General features: G+C 58.1%; 11 protein-coding genes and 1 pseudogene. 4 read left to right on the top strand and 8 right to left on the bottom strand.

What is annotated here, in order from left to right; genetic code table 11:
- Positions 1–23 precede the first annotated feature (23 nt).
- Positions 24–1148 carry an OpgC domain-containing protein gene (locus MMG91_RS16600; RefSeq protein ID WP_310660183.1) on the bottom strand — a complete coding sequence of 375 codons (1125 nt, stop codon included), beginning with the start codon at positions 1146–1148 and terminating at the stop codon, positions 24–26.
- 222 nt (positions 1149–1370) lie between these two features.
- Here MMG91_RS16600 and MMG91_RS16595 point away from each other — a divergent pair, with 222 nt between their 5' ends.
- Genes MMG91_RS16595 through MMG91_RS16585 form a run of 3 tightly spaced genes read left to right on the top strand, consistent with a single transcriptional unit; the run spans position 1371 to position 5423 of the window.
- A complete protein-coding gene (locus tag MMG91_RS16595) occupies positions 1371–2312 on the top strand; it encodes a glycosyltransferase family 2 protein (RefSeq protein ID WP_310660182.1) in 942 nt (313 codons plus the stop codon).
- Position 2313: 1 nt separating this feature from the next.
- Complete coding sequence (locus MMG91_RS16590; RefSeq protein WP_310660181.1) at positions 2314–3822, top strand: glucosyltransferase domain-containing protein; 1509 nt, start codon at positions 2314–2316, stop codon at positions 3820–3822.
- The gene (locus MMG91_RS16585) at positions 3819–5423 is read left to right on the top strand and encodes a glycosyltransferase family 39 protein (protein ID WP_310660180.1); all 1605 of its coding nucleotides are present in this window, start codon (positions 3819–3821) and stop codon (positions 5421–5423) included. Before MMG91_RS16590 ends, MMG91_RS16585 begins: the two co-directional genes overlap by 4 nt.
- Here the strand turns inward: MMG91_RS16585 and MMG91_RS16580 are convergent.
- The 7 genes and pseudogenes from MMG91_RS16580 to MMG91_RS16550 form a co-directional block, all read right to left on the bottom strand.
- Positions 5401–5556, bottom strand: a complete 156-nt coding sequence (locus MMG91_RS16580; protein WP_310660248.1) for a hypothetical protein — start codon at positions 5554–5556, stop codon at positions 5401–5403. The two genes, MMG91_RS16585 and MMG91_RS16580, sit on opposite strands and share 23 nt — an antisense overlap.
- 10 nt (positions 5557–5566) lie before the next feature.
- Positions 5567–5857 (bottom strand): annotated as a pseudogene (locus MMG91_RS16575) (FMN-binding glutamate synthase family protein); the annotation flags it as partial.
- A 290-nt stretch (positions 5858–6147) separates the two neighbouring features.
- Positions 6148–7554, bottom strand: coding sequence for an ATP-binding protein (locus tag MMG91_RS16570; protein WP_310660179.1), 1407 nt, complete (start codon positions 7552–7554; stop codon positions 6148–6150).
- Positions 7551–9359: a DAHL domain-containing protein gene (locus MMG91_RS16565; RefSeq protein ID WP_310660178.1), complete on the bottom strand. Its 1809-nt coding sequence runs from the start codon at positions 9357–9359 to the stop codon at positions 7551–7553. The genes MMG91_RS16570 and MMG91_RS16565 overlap by 4 nt, the downstream gene beginning before the upstream one ends.
- Positions 9356–10315, bottom strand: coding sequence for a cytochrome c peroxidase (locus MMG91_RS16560; protein WP_310660177.1), 960 nt, complete (start codon positions 10313–10315; stop codon positions 9356–9358). The genes MMG91_RS16565 and MMG91_RS16560 overlap by 4 nt, the downstream gene beginning before the upstream one ends.
- Before the next feature lie 45 nt (positions 10316–10360).
- Positions 10361–12235, bottom strand: coding sequence for an EAL domain-containing protein (locus tag MMG91_RS16555; protein WP_310660176.1), 1875 nt, complete (start codon positions 12233–12235; stop codon positions 10361–10363).
- Positions 12232–14538, bottom strand: a complete 2307-nt coding sequence (locus tag MMG91_RS16550) for an EAL domain-containing protein (protein ID WP_310660175.1) — start codon at positions 14536–14538, stop codon at positions 12232–12234. The genes MMG91_RS16555 and MMG91_RS16550 overlap by 4 nt, the downstream gene beginning before the upstream one ends.
- A 257-nt stretch (positions 14539–14795) precedes the next feature.
- Between MMG91_RS16550 and MMG91_RS16545 the strand changes: the two genes are divergently transcribed.
- Positions 14796–16148 (top strand): HD domain-containing phosphohydrolase, encoded by a 1353-nt coding sequence (locus tag MMG91_RS16545; RefSeq protein ID WP_305446732.1) that lies wholly within the window; start codon positions 14796–14798, stop codon positions 16146–16148.
- Positions 16149–16212 lie beyond the last annotated feature (64 nt).

Below are 16212 nucleotides of genomic sequence, written 5' to 3'. Positions count from 1 at the left end.
CTGAATGATCGGGGCTTTTGATCTTAAGCTGCTGTCACCACAATTGGCCGGTTCAACCGCTTGTTGAAATCCAGCCAAGCCCCCAACAGCGCCATCAACCCGACCCCCAACAGTGCACTGGATAACTGCATCGCCAGTGTGTTCCCACCCAAGGCGTTAAGCATGTCTGCCAACGGCGCCAGCAACACACCAAAGCAGAAGACTTCCAACGAATAACGACCCATGCAACAGCTTTGTTGCGCCAGCCAGTGTCGGGTCCAGCCCGTGTCCGGCAACAACCTGGCGGTGACGTAGGCGAGGGCGAGGAAGTGCAGCAGGCGCGCTGGCGAAAGGTTGGTCTTGCTGATCGGATAGAGCCATTCGCCGAGCCGTTGGGGCATGAAGGCGTCATGCACACTCGGCCACTTCCACGACAGTGCGATCAGCCCGGTCACCACCAGATAGGTCAGCGTGGTGATGAAAACCGGCTGCTGAGTCAGCGGTCGAGGTTGCGACACCCGAGGCCTTTGCCCGTGAATCGCCGCCGCGCCCCCGAGAATAAACAGCAGCTGCCAGGCCATCGGATTGAAAAACCACACGCCACCGTCGGTACCCGCCAGGTTCCACTGGAGCCATGGCGCCAGCAGATACAAAACCACCGACAATCCCACCACGTATTCAGCCTTGCGCAGCAGCATCGGCAGCACCAGCGGCAGGCCGAGCAGCAACAGAATGTACAGCAGCAACGGGTCCATCAGGTTCGGCTTGAAGCGCAGCAACAGCTCATCCATCAACGCCTGCTGCGGATTACTGAGGAAGTACTGCAAGCCCATTTCCTGCACCAGATCACGGGTTTCCACGTGGCTGTTGGCGAAAAACACGATGCCCATCAGCAGCGCCAGCAAGAAGATATGCACCACATAAAGCACCCAGGCCCGTCGCAGGATCTTCACGGTGGCGACCATGAAGCCGTCGCGCCGGGCGATTTTGCCGTAGGCCAGCACGGCTGCGTACCCGGCCAGGAACACGAAAATCTCCGCCGCATCGCTGAAACCGAAATTGCGCACCGTGAACTGCGCGAGCGGGTTCTGCGGCACGTGATCCCAGAAGATGAAGATCAGCGCCAGGCCGCGAAAAAAGTCGATTCGGTGATCGCGTTCAAACGTCATGACGGCGGGCTCTTGAACGGGGTTGTTGAGTAGGAGCGGCACGCAGGGTGGCGTGATTCGCGGCTAATTGCAAAAGGGCTGGATATTACCGAATGTCTCAGTTGCCTATAGCGAACGGATGGGGCTGCGTGTCCGTTGGTCTGCCGGGCAGTTCGCGCGCCAGAACGCCCCCTGATGGCGGTCTGTCGAACATCTACACTTCGATTTTCAGGAGTGTGAAACGTGAAAGTTTCGCTGATTGTCCCGGTATTCAATGAAGAACAGGCGATCAACCTGTTTTATCAGGCGGTGCGTCGCGAATTGAAACTTGACCCGTGTGAGGTCGAGATCGTGTTCATTAATGACGGCAGTACCGATCGAACAGCTGAGCAAGCCAAGGCGCTGGCACAGGTCGATGAACAGGTATTGCTGATCAACTTTTCGCGCAACTTCGGCAAGGAACCGGCGTTGTTTGCCGGGCTGGAATATGCCACCGGCGATGCGGTGATCCCCATGGACGTGGACCTGCAGGATCCGATCAGCGTCATCCCGCAGTTGATTGCCGAGTGGCAAAAGGGCGCTGATGTGGTGCTCGCCAAACGCCGCAATCGTGACAGTGACAGTTATTTGAAACGCCACAGCGCATCGCTCTTCTATCATTTGCTGAACAGGATTTCCTATACCCGGATCGAAGAAAACGTCGGGGATTTCCGGCTCATGGACCGCAAGGTGGTCAATGTGATTCGCGCACTTCCCGAGCATCAGTTGTTCATGAAGGGCGTTCTGTCCTGGGCCGGGTTCACCACGGCAGTGGTCGAATATGAACGGGCCCGGCGAGTGGCAGGACGCAGTAAGTTCAACGGCTGGAAACTGTGGAACCTGGCGCTGGAAGGCATTACTTCGTTCAGCACCGTGCCGTTGCGGTTGTGGACTTACATCGGTGGCGGCATTTCGATCTTCGCGGTGCTGTACGCGGTGTACATGGTGCTGGACAAGATTTTCTTCGGTAACAATGTCCCCGGTTACCCCTCGCTGATGACGGCCATTCTGTTTCTCGGCGGCGTCCAACTGATCGGTATCGGCATCCTCGGCGAGTATGTCGGCCGCATCTACATCGAAGCCAAGCACCGGCCCCGTTATGTGGTCAAAGACGTCATTGGCGGCAAAGACCGGATCGGGCTTTAGCATGGGCAGACTGGGCGACTTTTTCAGTAGAGAGCTCGGGCGTCGTCGGGTCTGGCTGTTTTTCTTCATCGCGATTCTGATTTATGTCATCCCGCTGATCCTCGCGGACTATCCCTACATCGATGACAACTGGCGCTCGCTGTCGGCCGGTACTGCCTGGGCGGAGCAGGGGCGGTTGTTCACCGAGCTGTTCTACAACCTGCTGACGTTCAGCGACGGCGCGCCGAATATCTTTCCGTTGCCGCTGTTGATCGCCACGCTGGCCATGGCCTTTGCCTTGACCAGCCTGACATTCCATTACTACCCGCAGCCGACGATATCCTGCTGCCTGGTGGTGTTGCCGCTCTGGTACAACCCGTTCTTCCTGCAGAACCTGTCTTATCAATACGACGGGCCGGCCAATGCCTTGAGTCTGGTGGCAGTGATCTATGCGATCACTTTTCGCCATCCCTCACGCATTTTGCAGTGGCTGGTGCCGGCCTTCCTGATTGCGCTGGCGCTGGGGCTCTATCAGGTGAGCCTGAATGTGTTTCTGGGCCTGTGTTGCCTGGAGCTGCTCAGGGGCGCGAATGACAAGTGGGCCTGGCGGCAATGGTACGAATTGATCGGCTGGAAACTCGCGCAGGTGGGGCTCGGCGGGTTGATCTACAGCGTCACGGCTTATCCGTACATGAATCACGATCGCACCTTGTTGCTGAACTGGGCGGCGGCGCCTTTGCTGCAAGTTGAAATCAATATCGGCCGGGTGCTGGAAAAAGTCGCGCTGCTGTTTCACGGTGGATTCACTTGGGTGTTCGCCGTGCTGCTGTTGTGTGCCCTTGTGGGCAGCGCACGGTTGGCCCGCAGCGTGATTGAACGCCAGGACTCGGGGCTGAGAAAAATCGTGATGGGCCTGGTGTGTGTGCTGACAGTGCCGGTCGTGACTTTACTGGTGTCGGGTGCTGCGCTGTTTTTTCGCGACTTCAATGAAGGCGCCAGAACCTTGATGGGTTTCGCGGTGTTGCTGGTGCTGTTGTTCTATTTGAGCCATCTGGCGCTGGCGCCCATCCATGAGCGGCTGCCGCTGCTGTTGGCGGTGCCTCTGCTGGCCATGCTTTCGCTGTCCTACGCTTATGGCCGCGTGCTGACGGTGCAAAACACCTTCGCGTCCAGCGCGTTGTTTTCCCTGGGGCAGGACATTGCGGCCCATCGACAACTGCACGAGGCCAAGCGCATTTATCTGTCGGTGAGTTATTCCGATCACTGGCTGGTGGGGGCCGCCGGCTCGTTCAAGCAGATGCCGGTCTTGCATTATCTGTTGAACATCAACTTTTTCATGCTGGCTGAAAACCTGCCGAAGGCGGGTATCACCAACGTGGAGGTGGAGAGGGAGCGGCGTAACGCGACCCTGATGGGTTATCAGGGTTATCCACCGCTGGTGGAGAGCCAGTTCTATCGCATCTATCTGCTGGGCGATTACGGATTTATCGTCATGAAAGAGCCGACCCCGATCACCAGTCTGCAGTGGTGAGCCTGGTGATTACCTCTTTGATCCATCCCGAAAGTTTTCTATCTCGAGTGGCCGACAAGGCAGGTCTGGTGGCGGTGATAATCCTCGCGTTGGGTGCAAGGTTTCACGCCATCACCGTGCCGGTCATCTGGTACGACGAGGCCTACAGCCTGTTGCTGGCCGAGGGCTCACCTGCGTATATCTGGGCCACGACAGCGCGGGATGTTCATCCACCGCTTTACTACGTCTTGCTGCATTTCTGGATGTTGCTGTTCGGCAATGGCGTGTTGGCTGCGCGATCCCTGAGTGCACTGGCCGATGTCGGCACGCTGTTGCTGTGCATTAAATTGATGAGTCTGGTGACAACGCGAAAGGCGACCTGGATAGCGGCATTGCTGTTGGCATTGCTACCAATATCGGTGCGCTATAGCCAGGAAGTGCGAATGTACACCTTGCTCGGTTTCTGGCTGATGGGCGCGACCGTGGCGCTGGTGTGCTGGATCAAGGCACCGGATCAAAAGCGTTATCCGGTTTTTTACGTGCTGTTGATGACGGCTGCTTTCTATACACATTACTTCGCCGCGTTGTGTGTTTTGGTGCATTGGCTGTGTTGGTGGCGAGTGCGAGATGAAGGTCGGTCCACGGCAGTACCGTTTCGTGCGTGGGTCTTGGCCAACAGCGCAATCGTCGTGTTGTACCTGCCATGGATACCTTCTTTCATCGATCAATTGCTGCGAATGGACGGGCTCGAGTGGATACCGCCGCTCACTTGGCAAACAGCCCTGACCTTCGTTTGGCAACTGGTGATGATGGAGGGAGCGGTCAGCCCTTCATCCTTATGGCGTGTGTTGCCCTCGGTGTTGATCGTTGTTTGCGCCGCAGCGGCGCTGCTCAAGGCACGCCATGAGCGACCTTTCAGCATCTTATTGGTGGGCTATTTTTTTGTGCCGGTGCTGAGCGTTTTTCTGGTGTCGCTGATCGTTCCGGTATTCAACGCCAGATATCTGGTGTTCGCTGCCGCCGCGTTACCCCTTATCGTTGCGCTCGCGTTGGACGCATGGAGCCAACGCCACGCCGTTCTTGCCGCTGTCGCCATGGCTTTGGTTTTATTGGCAGAAGTACACGGGCTTTCGGCGGTCTATGCACAAACGGATGAGATGAACGGGACAAGCATTCGCAAAGATGCAAGGCTGGACGCCGTGGTCGAAGGTCTTGGCAACGAAGTCCGTCCGGGTGACGAAATCATTGTCGATAACCTGTATTGGTACTTGCCATTCACGTACTACAACTCGACCGGTATTCAGCCGAGGCTATACGCGTTCAAAACACCGACAGGCGCCCTGTGGGGAACCGCCGAATACGGTGGCTGGGCACTCATTCCCCGTCACCTGCACTCGATTCTCTTCAACGATTTTTCAACCTTGAAACTCAATACCAGGCGGATCTGGTGGGTAACGGGTTACGCTCGCCCTGAACATGACGCATTGTTTCCCAAACACTGGAAACATGTGCTGACGTTAAAGGCAGGGGATAGCGAAGCCCGCTTGTTCATTCTTGATCTAACGCCAACCACCCTTGAGGCTGGCGTGCAAACGCAATCTAAGCGGCAGCTGCTTCATTAGGCTCAAAACTATCCGCCCGCGCCATCTGCCACATCCGCGAATACAACTCGCCGTTCACCTCACCGGTCAGCAATTCCCCCGGTTTCAAAAACACATGCAACTGCGAGAACAGTTTGATTTCGGTGGCCGACATGCGTCGCACCAGATGCTTGGCCGTCAGTCTGGGGTGTTGCGATTGTTAGTATGGTTAGTGATCTGGAGAGGATTTCCGGGCGAATACCCTCCACCAGATAACGAATATTGCCCAGGATCGGGTAATTACGGCGCACCGCGTGGGGGTTTTGCAGCAGATCGAACAGCCCTACGAGGCTGAGGACGCCGGTGACGGCAGTGATCGGCCAGAGTCAGTCGTGTTGCAGAAAGGGCAGGCTGGCGAGGGTGAATATCACACACACGGCAAAGAAGGCGTAGAGGCTCAGGAGGGACAGGCTCATACGGTTTCCTTGGGTTCGGACTCGGTTGTTTTCAGCACAGTGGAATGCCTGAGCTCCCACAGTAAAAGCTAAAAGCGCTCCAATGGCCGGTCAGGCATTCTGCGCCTGGAGAATTAACGAAAACAGCTCGGACTGGGACTTATGGTCAATTGTGCGCCTTTGACCGATCATTCCCACGCTCTGCGTGGGAATACAGCCCGGGTCGCTCCGCGTCCCAAGAGCGGACGCAGAGCGTCCATTGAGGCGTTCCCACGCAGAGCGTGGGAACGATCAAACACTTTGACAGGTGTTCAAGCCGCTGTTTTTGTCTGCCGTACCGGCAACTCGACCCGAAAGGTGCTACCCATCCCGACTTCGCTACGCACCGAAATATCGCCCTGATGTTTTTTCACGATGCCATAGGACAGGGACAACCCGAGCCCTGTCCCTTGGCCCACCGGTTTGGTGGTGTAGAACGGGTCGAATATTTTCTGCAGGTTGTCCGGCTCGATGCCTATTCCCGTGTCCGCGACCTCGATCGACACCGTTTCACCTTCAAGCCTGGTGCGTAGCGTGATGGTGCCCCGTTCCGGCCCCATCGCCTGAGAGGCGTTGACGATCAGGTTCATGATCACCTGATTGATTTGCGACGGCAGGCATTCGATATCGGGCAGCTGTTGAAACTCCTTCACCACATCGGCCTTGTACTTGAGTTCATTGGCAACGATGTTCAGGGTCGACTCGATGCCTTGTTGCAGATTGGTCCACTGCCATTCCTGATTGGAGTCCACGCGGGAGAAGTCTTTCAGGTCTTTGACGATCTGCCCGACTCGGCCGATGCCTTCCTTGGATTCCTTGATCAGCAACGGAATGTCTTCGCGCAGAAAGTCCAGTTCCACCCGTTCACGTAATTGACCGAGACGGTCAATGACCTCGCTTGAGCCAATGGCGTTTTCCGCCTCCCGATAGGCATCGAGCATGTCCTGCAGTTGCTTGAAGTAGCCATCGAGGGCGCCGAGGTTGGAGGAAATGAAGCCGATGGGGTTATTGATTTCATGGGCGACGCCCGCCGCCAGTTGCCCCAGCGAAGCGAGTTTCTCCGACTGCACCAATTGGCTTTCCAGTTGTTTGCGCTCGTCGATTTCCCGCTGTAACGCCTCGCTGGCCTGCTTGAACTGGGCCGTGCGCTGATCCACCAGATGTTCCAGATGGCTCATCTGAATGGACGCCCGTTCGGTCATTTCCCATTTGGTGAGCAGGGTGTTGGCCATCTGCTGGACTTCAATGTTGTCGAACGGTTTTTTCAGAATCAGCAGGCGGTCGTGAGCGTGCAGGCGTTCCAGCAGTTCATCCCAGGAATAGTCGGAATAGGCGGTACACACTACCACTTGCAGTTGCGGGTCTTGCTGCCACAGGTGTTCGATGGTCTGCGCACCGTCCCAACCCTCGGGCATGCGCATGTCGACGAAGGCCAAGGCGTAGGGACGGTTTTCCTGTAATGCCTGGATGAGTTTGCCCAGCCCCTCCTGACCGCCATAGGCAGAGTCCAGTTCGAACAAGGCGCTGGCGGACTTCACTTCCCTGCCGAACAGCGCGGCCTCCATTTCGTCCAGCTCCACATGCTGCGCCGATGTCGGGGTGAGGATCTTGCGAAAGTCTTCGTGGATGGACGGCGTGTCGTCGATCAGCAGAATGCGTCGGTTCGAAAGATCGCTCATGCTTCCTCCATGACGGGTTTCAACGGGATCTGCAACGTGAACAGTGCACCTTTGCCTGGCCCGTCGCTGTGGGCGGTGAGGTGGCCGTTCATCTCGATCGCGGCCAGGGCACAGCTGTGCAGGCCGAAGCCGTGACCTTCCTTGCGGGTGGTAAAGCCGTGGGCAAAGATCCGCGTCATGTTCTCCGGGTCGATGCCTTCACCGTCATCCTTGACGCTGATTTGCAGGATCGTGTCCTCGACGACTTTCACCCCAAGGGTCATTTGCCGAGGGCGGTTGCTGAGGTCGGTCATGGCGTATTTGGCGTTACTGATCAGGTTGATCAGGATCAGCAACAGCCGGTGCTTGTCGCCCATGACTTGCGGTACATCGCCGTACTCCTTGACCACCGTGACGTGATGCCGGGTCAGGGCGCCGGCGTTCATCCGCAGGGCGTCTTCCAGCAGTTCGCTGATGTGCAGCGGTTCCATCAGGCTGTTGGCGCCCGCGTAGGACTGCTGGGTGGCGACGATGTCCTTGATGTGGTCGACGCTTTTGCTCAGTTGCGCGAGTTCGTCGGTCATGCCTTGTTGTTCAAGGGCAATGGCATCCACCAGTTGGTTCAGGTAACCGGGCAGCAGTTTTCCTTTCTCGTCCTGGGTCAGGAAAGCGCCCAGGTCGTCTTGATGCGCGTTGATCAGCTGCATCGCCTTGCCCAATCCCTGGGCCTTGCTGCTACGCAGCTTGCGGGTGACCAGGTCGGCCGAGATGTTCACGCTGTTGAGCACGTTGCCGACGTTGTGCAACACGTTAGTGGCGATTTCAGCCATGCCGGCCTGGCGCGCGGTGTCGAGCAGTTCACTCTGGGTATCCTTGAGTTCTCGGGTGCGCTCTTCGACACGTTGTTCGAGGATGTCGTTGGCCGTTTGCAGTTCCTTGTTGACCCGATTGATCTCGCCGAAGCTGCGCATAAGGCGAGTTGCCAGGTACACCAGCACCATCACCAGCAGTGTCGAAAACACCAGCATGTACAAGTGGTAGCGCCGGTCGATTGCCTCGGTTTGCTGCTGATCCTTGTTCAGCAGAGCAGTAATGTCGTCCAGCCGTGCGGCCACAGGAACGGCTTCGATGTTTTGCAGCAGCCGATTGACCACGGGTTGTTCGCGCAGGATCAGCGCGATGTGATTGCTCAAGACATCGATCGGGCTATGAAACTGCTCCGGTAATCGTTCCTTGTTCACCTTCAGTTTGTTCAGCCCGACCAGGATATCGGCGGCTTTGTCGTCGGAGGTGACCTGGGCGAACTCCAGGCTGCTGAGCAGCAAGTCGTAGGTGTCGGTGGCGATGTTCTGGAGTTGCAGTTTGTCTTCGTCGAGCAGTCGGGTAAGCGGTTCCTGGATGTCGTCTTCGGCAGTGGGCAAAAACGCCAATGAGTTGCGCAGCACCGCGTTGTGGGATTTGAACTGCTCCACCAGCCGGGTTTTTTCCTGCACGGCGGTGTGGTAGGCGTCATGGCCGGCATGCCAGATGGGGTCGTTGCGGCCGTGATTGGTCTCCTTGGTCTCGAACTGCTCCCACAACTGTGTCATCTCGTTCAGCGGTGCAACCAGGGGATCGTAATTGTGGCTGATGGCAATTCTGGCCTTGAGAATCTCGGTTTCCCACTGCGCATTGAGCTGTTTGATCTGGCGGATCAGGTCCCGGGACTCGGCGTACGTCGCGGTCTGGTCGGAGCTTGATTTGAGGTACAGAAACAGCAATGTCGAAGCCAATAGCAAGGCCACGCCACTGAGCACCAAGAGGTTGCGACGGTGGTACGTTTTCATAAAGGTTTACCTCCCCACTCACCGGTCAGTGTCTTGAGGAATTTGATGATCAAGGTCTTGTCCTTCTCAGAGGGCACGCGACCGAGCTGGAACTTGAACATGACGTCTACCGCGTCTTCGAGCGTCTTGGCCGAGCCGTCGTGAAAGTACGGCGCGGTCACGGCGACGTTGCGCAGACTCGGCACCTTGAACACGTTGCGGTCCTCTTCAGCCTTGGTGACCAGATAGCGGCCCAGATCGGCTTCGGTGGGGTTGCCCCGGACCTCGAAGTAATCGCCCATGACCCCGAATTTCTGGAACATGTTGCCGCCGATGTTCACCCCTTGATGGCAGGCGATGCAGCCGTAGCCCTTGAAGCGTTGGTAACCGTACTTCTCCTCGATCGTCAGAATCTCGGTATTGCCCAGCAGGTATTGGTCGAAACGCGAGTTGGCGCTGATCAGCGTGCGCTCATAGGTGGCCAAGGCTTTTTGCACATTGTTCATGGTCACGCCGTCCGGGTAGGCCTTGGCGAAAGCGCTTTTATAAGCTGGGTCGGCGGAGAGTGTCTTAACGACATGCTCCCAATGACTGCCCATTTCGTTGGGGCTCTGCACCACTTCGTGAACCTGGGTTTCCAGGGTATCGGCGCGGCCGTTCCAGAATTGCCGGAAATTCAGACTGGCGTTGAAAACGCTGGGGGTGTTGATCGTCAAGGGGACGCCGTTGAAGCCGATGGAAAACGCCTGGGTGTCAGCGCCGCCGGCTTCCAGACGATGGCAGCTGGCGCAGGACAGGGTGTTATTGACCGACAGGCGTGGCTCGTTGAACAACCGGCGACCGAGTTCGACTTGCAAGGGATTCAGCTCGGGCACCGCGGGCAAGGGTTTGAGCGGTTCGTCCAGCGGTGCGCCGCTGGCTATCAGACAGTATCCAAGCAAAGGCGCAAGAAGCAGAGAGTAGAAGGGGCTCGACATCTTATGATTCCTTGGCGCAGGGCCCTGAGTGTCGTTGCACATCGTTCATGGGGTGGTGGATGAAGCGGTCTGCACGGACGTCAGGTATTGCACGAAGGCGTCCGGCTCCACGGCTTTGCTGAAGTAGTAACCCTGGCCTTCCTCGCACTGCAGGCCCTTGAGAAAATTCAGTTGCTCAAGGGTTTCCACCCCTTCGGCAATGACGGTCAGTTTGAGGCTCTTGCCCAGGCTGATGATGGCGCTGACCAGGGCCGCATCATTGCTGTCCCTGCTCAGGCCACGAATGAACGACTGGTCGATTTTCAACACATCGATGGGAAACCGTTGCAGATAACTCAGGCTGGAATAGCCGGTGCCGAAGTCATCGATGGCCAGCCGCACGCCCAATGCCTTGAGCCGATTCAGCGAGACCATCGTGGCATCGATATTCTGCATCAATACGCCTTCGGTAATTTCCAGCTCCAATAAAGTGGGGTCCATACCGGTTTGCTTGAGTATCTGTTCGATACCTTCGACAAAGTCCCGCTGACGGAAATCGATGGCCGACACATTCACCGACATGCAGAGCTCCGGCAGGCCTTTCGCTTGCCAGGCGCAGGCTTGTTGACAGGCCTGCGCGAGCACCCATTTGCTCAACGGTACGATCAGGCCGCTGTCTTCGGCTACACCGATGAAGTCTGTCGGATAAACCCAGCCTTGCCCCGGTTTTTGCCAGCGGATCAACGCCTCGGCGCCGACCACCTTGCCGCTGCTCAGGTCAAGTTTGGGCTGGTAGTGCAGGACGAATTCGTTGCGTTCCAGCGCCAGGCGAATACCCGACTCGATGCTCTGCTGTTCCCGGGCGCGCTGGTTCATCTCATCGATGAAAAAGCTGAAATCGTTCGGGCCGGTTTCCTTGACGTTGCGCATCGCGGTTTCGGCTTTTTTGATCAATGCGATGGCATCGAAACCGTCCTCTGGATAAATACTGATGCCCAGGCTGGCCGTCACGCTCAGGTCATGGCCGGCGATGTGTTGAGGCGTGCGTATGGCGTTCAGGAGCTTTTCGGCGATGCCCTTGGTCTGTTGGGGGTGGTGGATGTCAGCCAGGATCACCACAAATTCATCGGAGCCGTAGCGAAACACCGAGTCGGATGCGCGCACGCAGGCCACCAGGTTTTGCCCGACACGTTTGAGCATCTCGTCACCGGTCGGATGACCCAAGGCATTGTTGATGCGCTTGAAGCGATCGAGCCCCAGAAACATCACGGCCAGTTGCTTGTCATGGCGCCTGGACAGGGCCAGTGACTGGTTCAGCCGGTCGCCCAGCAAGGTGCTGTTGGGCAATTCGGTCAATACGTCGTACTGCAACAAGTGCGATACCTTGAGCAGCTCATGGACACGGGCCTCGATGGTTTGCTCCAGGGTCTGCACTTTAATGGCCGCGTCCTGCGCCATCTGCCACTTCCAGGTCAGGGCGCTGGCCATCTGGCGGATTTCCAGGCTGTCGAAGGGTTTTTTCAGCACCAGCAACTGATCGCCGAACTCCAGTCGTTCGGCCATGGCTTCCCAGGTGTAATCGGAGAAGGCCGTGCACAGCGCGATTTGCAGGTGAGGATCTGCTTTCCAGAGCCGTTCGATGGTTTCCAGGCCATCCCAGCCCGGTGGCATGCGCATGTCGGTGAACGCCATGGCGTAAGGGCGGCCTTGTGCCTGGGCGCGCGTGACCAGTTCGAGCGCTTCCTCGCCCTGGTAGGCGGAGTCGAGCTGGAACACCAGCCGCGCCGACTGGGGGCTGCCGAACAGCGCTGCTTCAGTGCCGGCGAGGGTTTGTTCGTCGTCGGTATCCGGGCCGAGAATCTTGCGGAAATCCTGATGGATCGAAGGTGTGTCGTCGATGATCAGAATGCGCCGGTTGGCCTGGACGGACGGAGTTTTCATTCCTTGTCCTCCGTGGCACGCCGCGAGTCATCCGGCATCGCTCCGGTTTCGTGGGTGGCATGCACGATGCTCCCGGCCTTCAGCAACTCGGCGGCCTGTTGGCTGCTGACCGCTCGGCTGAAGTAGTGCCCCTGGGCGTTCATCGGTGAGCCGGTGGCCATCAGCGAACTGCGTTGCTCCTGGGTTTCGACGCCCTCGGCGATAATGCCGATCCCTACCTCGCGGGCGAAGTTGATGATGGCCCGCAAGGTGGTTGCACTGGCCGGGTCGCGTGCGGCCATGTCGATGAAGGTCTGGGCGAGTTTCAGGTGATTGACCTGATAAGTCTTGAGGTAATCGAACGAGGAGTATTCGGTGCCGAAGTCGTCGATGGCTATTTTTACCCCCAGCTCACGCAGGCGCGGCAGTACATCGTTGTGCGTCCACTTGGTCTGGGCCAGGGTCGCTTCGGTGACGTCGAAGCGCAGGTCCCATGGGCACAGTTCCCAGCGTGCGGTGGTGCGCAACACGTCATAGATCAGCTCGGGACCGCTCTTGAGCTGAGCCAGGGACAGTTTTATCGCCACCACCGGTGGCGCCATGCCTTCGTCTCGCCACTGGCGCATTTGTCGGCAGGCGCGCTCGAGCACCCAGTGACCGAGGGCGACGATGGTGCCGGTCTTTTCCGCCGCGGGCAGAAACGCCGGGGCTTCCAGCAAACCGCGCACGGGGTGGTTCCAGCTGACCTGCGCTTCCATGCCGAGGATCCTGCCACTGCTCAAGTCCACTTCCGGCCAGTAACGCAGTTCGAGTTCGTCGTGTTCGATGGCCGTTTTCAAGTCGTTGGCGATGGTCATGCGCTCGACCACTTCCTGATTGATCTCCTCGGAGTGGAAGTGGTACTGGTTGCGGCCCTTTTCCTTGGAGCGATACAGCGCCATGTCGGCCTGGGTCAACAGGCTGTCGGCGCTGAGGCTGACCGGTGCGTAGCTGCTGATGCCGATGCTGACCGAGACCCGCACATCATTGCCGGCCAGGGAGTAGGGCAGCACCAGTGCATCGCGGACCTTGGCGGCCAGGGCCGCTGATTGGGTCGGATCGCCGACGTCCAGTTGCAGTATCGCGAACTCGTCGCCACCCAGGCGGGCAACCACGTCGTTTTCGCGCACGCAGTCTTTGATACGCCTGGCAACCTCCTGCAACAACAGGTCGCCCACCGGATGGCCCAGGGTGTCGTTGATGCGTTTGAAGTGATCAAGGTCCAGGTAAAACATGGCGAACGGTGTGGCCCCGCGCCGGGCGGCGGCGAACGCCTGGTGCAGCCGTTCGATCAGCGTCGCGCGGTTGGCCAGCCCGGTCAGCCCGTCGGTGCGGGCCAACAGGGCGATTTTTTCCTCGGCCAGTTTGCGTTCGGTGATGTCGATGATGATGCCTTCGACTTCCAGCAAACGGCCTTCATCATCGCGCACCGGAATATAGCGGTTTTCGACCCAGCGCCAGTCACCGTCACCGGTGCGCATCCGGAACTCGATGGAAGCACCTGCCGCATGGCGATCCAGCACTCGGGCCATGGCGGTGTCGACTTTCGATTGATCGTCGGGATGGATCAGCTCCTGCGCCCAGTTGGACGACGCCACCAGGGCCGCCGCGATGTGACCGTATTTGGTGATGTTGTGGGAGATGTACATCAACGGAAACGACGGTTCGCCTCGCAGCCGATACAGAATGGTCGGGCTGTTCTGCACGATGATGTTGGCGTCGGACAGCTCCCGGGTACGCTCTTCGACCGCATGCTCCAGCAGCGACATCTTCAGTGCTGCGTCTTCGGTCATTTGCCACTTGGCGGTCAATGCGCTGGCCATCTGGCGAATTTCGATGGCATCGAAGGGCTTTTTCAGGATAAGCAGGCGATCGCCCAGTTCCAGGCGTTCGGCGATGTCTTCCCAGGAATAGTCGGAATACGCGGTGCAGAGCGCCACCTGCAGCTTGGGGTCGACTTGCCACAAGCGTTCGATGGTTTCCAGACCGTCCCAGCCCGGCGGCATGCGCATGTCGATGAAGGCCATCGCGTAGGGCGAGTCATTCGCCAGCGCGGTCTCGACCTTGTCCAGCGCTTCGCGGCCCTGAAACGCGGAATCGATGACGAAACTTTGCAACGATACCGACGCAGGGGTACCGAACAGGGCGTTTTCGGCGCTGAGCAGGCTGTCGTCTTCGATCGATGGCGGGCTGAGAATCTTGGCAAAATCCTCATGGATCGACGCCGTGTCATCAACGATGAGAATCCGACGATTAATCCGCGCAAGCAGCGTATTCACTGACATGCGCCTGTACTGACAGCAGGTTGGTGCAATGAGCTCATAGAGGGTATCCCTTCCCTGATCGCTGGATGGAGCGGGTATCGTTCTGGATCCGAGTGATCTGAGCATAGTCGCCCGGCCAGCACTTCGCCCGGTTGACTGAAACGAATCATTTCCGGGGTCGGGCTGAAAATCATCTAGCCTGTAGGTCAGGCTCGGGAACGCCAGGACGTTCGCCCCGCGCGCAACATAAAGGCACACGTTTCACTTGAGGTAATGCCATGGAAGAGCAACTCCCCACGACTGTGACCGATAAACCCAAATTACTGCTGGTCGACGATGAGGAGTCGATTCTCAACAGCCTGCGCCGCCTGCTGCGCGGTCAGCCCTACGAGGTACTGCTGGCCACCAGCGGTGCCCAGGCCCTGGAGATCATGGCGCAGCAGCCGATCGATCTGGTGATGAGTGACGCGCGCATGCCCAATATGGACGGCGCCACGTTGCTGGCCCACGTCCATCAGCGCTATCCCGACACCACACGGATCATGCTGACTGGTTACGCTGATCCGTCGGCCATTATCAAAGCCATCAATGAAGGGCAGATTCATCGTTACATCAGCAAACCCTGGCACGATGAGGAGATGCTGCTGACCTTGCGACAATCACTGGCCTATCAGCATTCCGAGCGTGAACGATTGCGTCTGGTGCAGGAGACACGGGATCAGAACGAGAAACTGAAGCTGCTCAACGCCACCCTGGAAAAACACGTCGCGGCCCGTACCAGCGAACTGCAACAGACCGCCGACATGCTGGACCTGGCCTACGAAGAGCTCAAGCGCAGCTATGTCACCGGCACCGAAGTGTTTTCATTGCTGGCCAACCTGCGCCTGCCGCCCGCCAAACAGACCAATCGGCAGATCATCGAACTGGTGCGGGTGTACTGCAAACTCCATGGCCTGGACGAAGGCACCAGTCGTGACCTGACCATGGCAGCGGCGCTGTACAACATCGGTAAATTGAGCTGGACCGACAGCATGATGAGCACGCCTTCGGACCTGCTGCACCACAATGACCGCGAGCGCTATCGGGGGTATCCGAAGCAGAGTGAGTCGCTGCTGATGACGCTCGATCCGATGAAGGATGCCGCCCGGCTGATCCTGCATCACCAGGAGCGTTGGGACGGCAGCGGTTTTCCGGATCGGCTCAAGGGCGAAGCGATTCCGTTCGGTTCGCGGTTGCTGAAACTGGCGGTGGATTTCATCGAGTTGCAGCGCGGGCTGATCCTCGAACGGCAGATGAACAGTGACGAAGCCCTGGTGTATATCCGCCAATACGCTGGTCGCCTCTACGACCCGGAGCTGGTGGAGGATTTCATTCAGGTCTGCGCCACTTATCTGAGCGACGTGACGCTGGCCGATCCGATGGTCAAGGTGCTGACCACTCGGGATCTGGTGGCGGGCATGATCCTGGCGCGCAATCTCAATGCCGACAACGGCATGCTGCTGCTCAATGCCGGCAAGGTGCTGAATGGGCCGCTGGTGGAGAAGTTGATCGCTTTCGAGGCGATGGAAGGTGCCAAGTACAGCATTTTTGTGAAAGTGCCGGAGGAAGTGGCGATTCTCGAGACGAGTTGAGTCTGTAGGAGCGAGGCTTGCCGGCGAAGAATGCACCGCGGTTTTTCAGGTATTACGCGTCATC

This window comes from Pseudomonas sp. JL3 (assembly GCF_031570575.1).
GTDB lineage: Bacteria > Pseudomonadota > Gammaproteobacteria > Pseudomonadales > Pseudomonadaceae > Aquipseudomonas > Aquipseudomonas cucumis.
The sequence above is the reverse complement of the archived record's forward strand: the minus strand, read 5'-3'. Positions and strand labels throughout refer to the sequence as shown.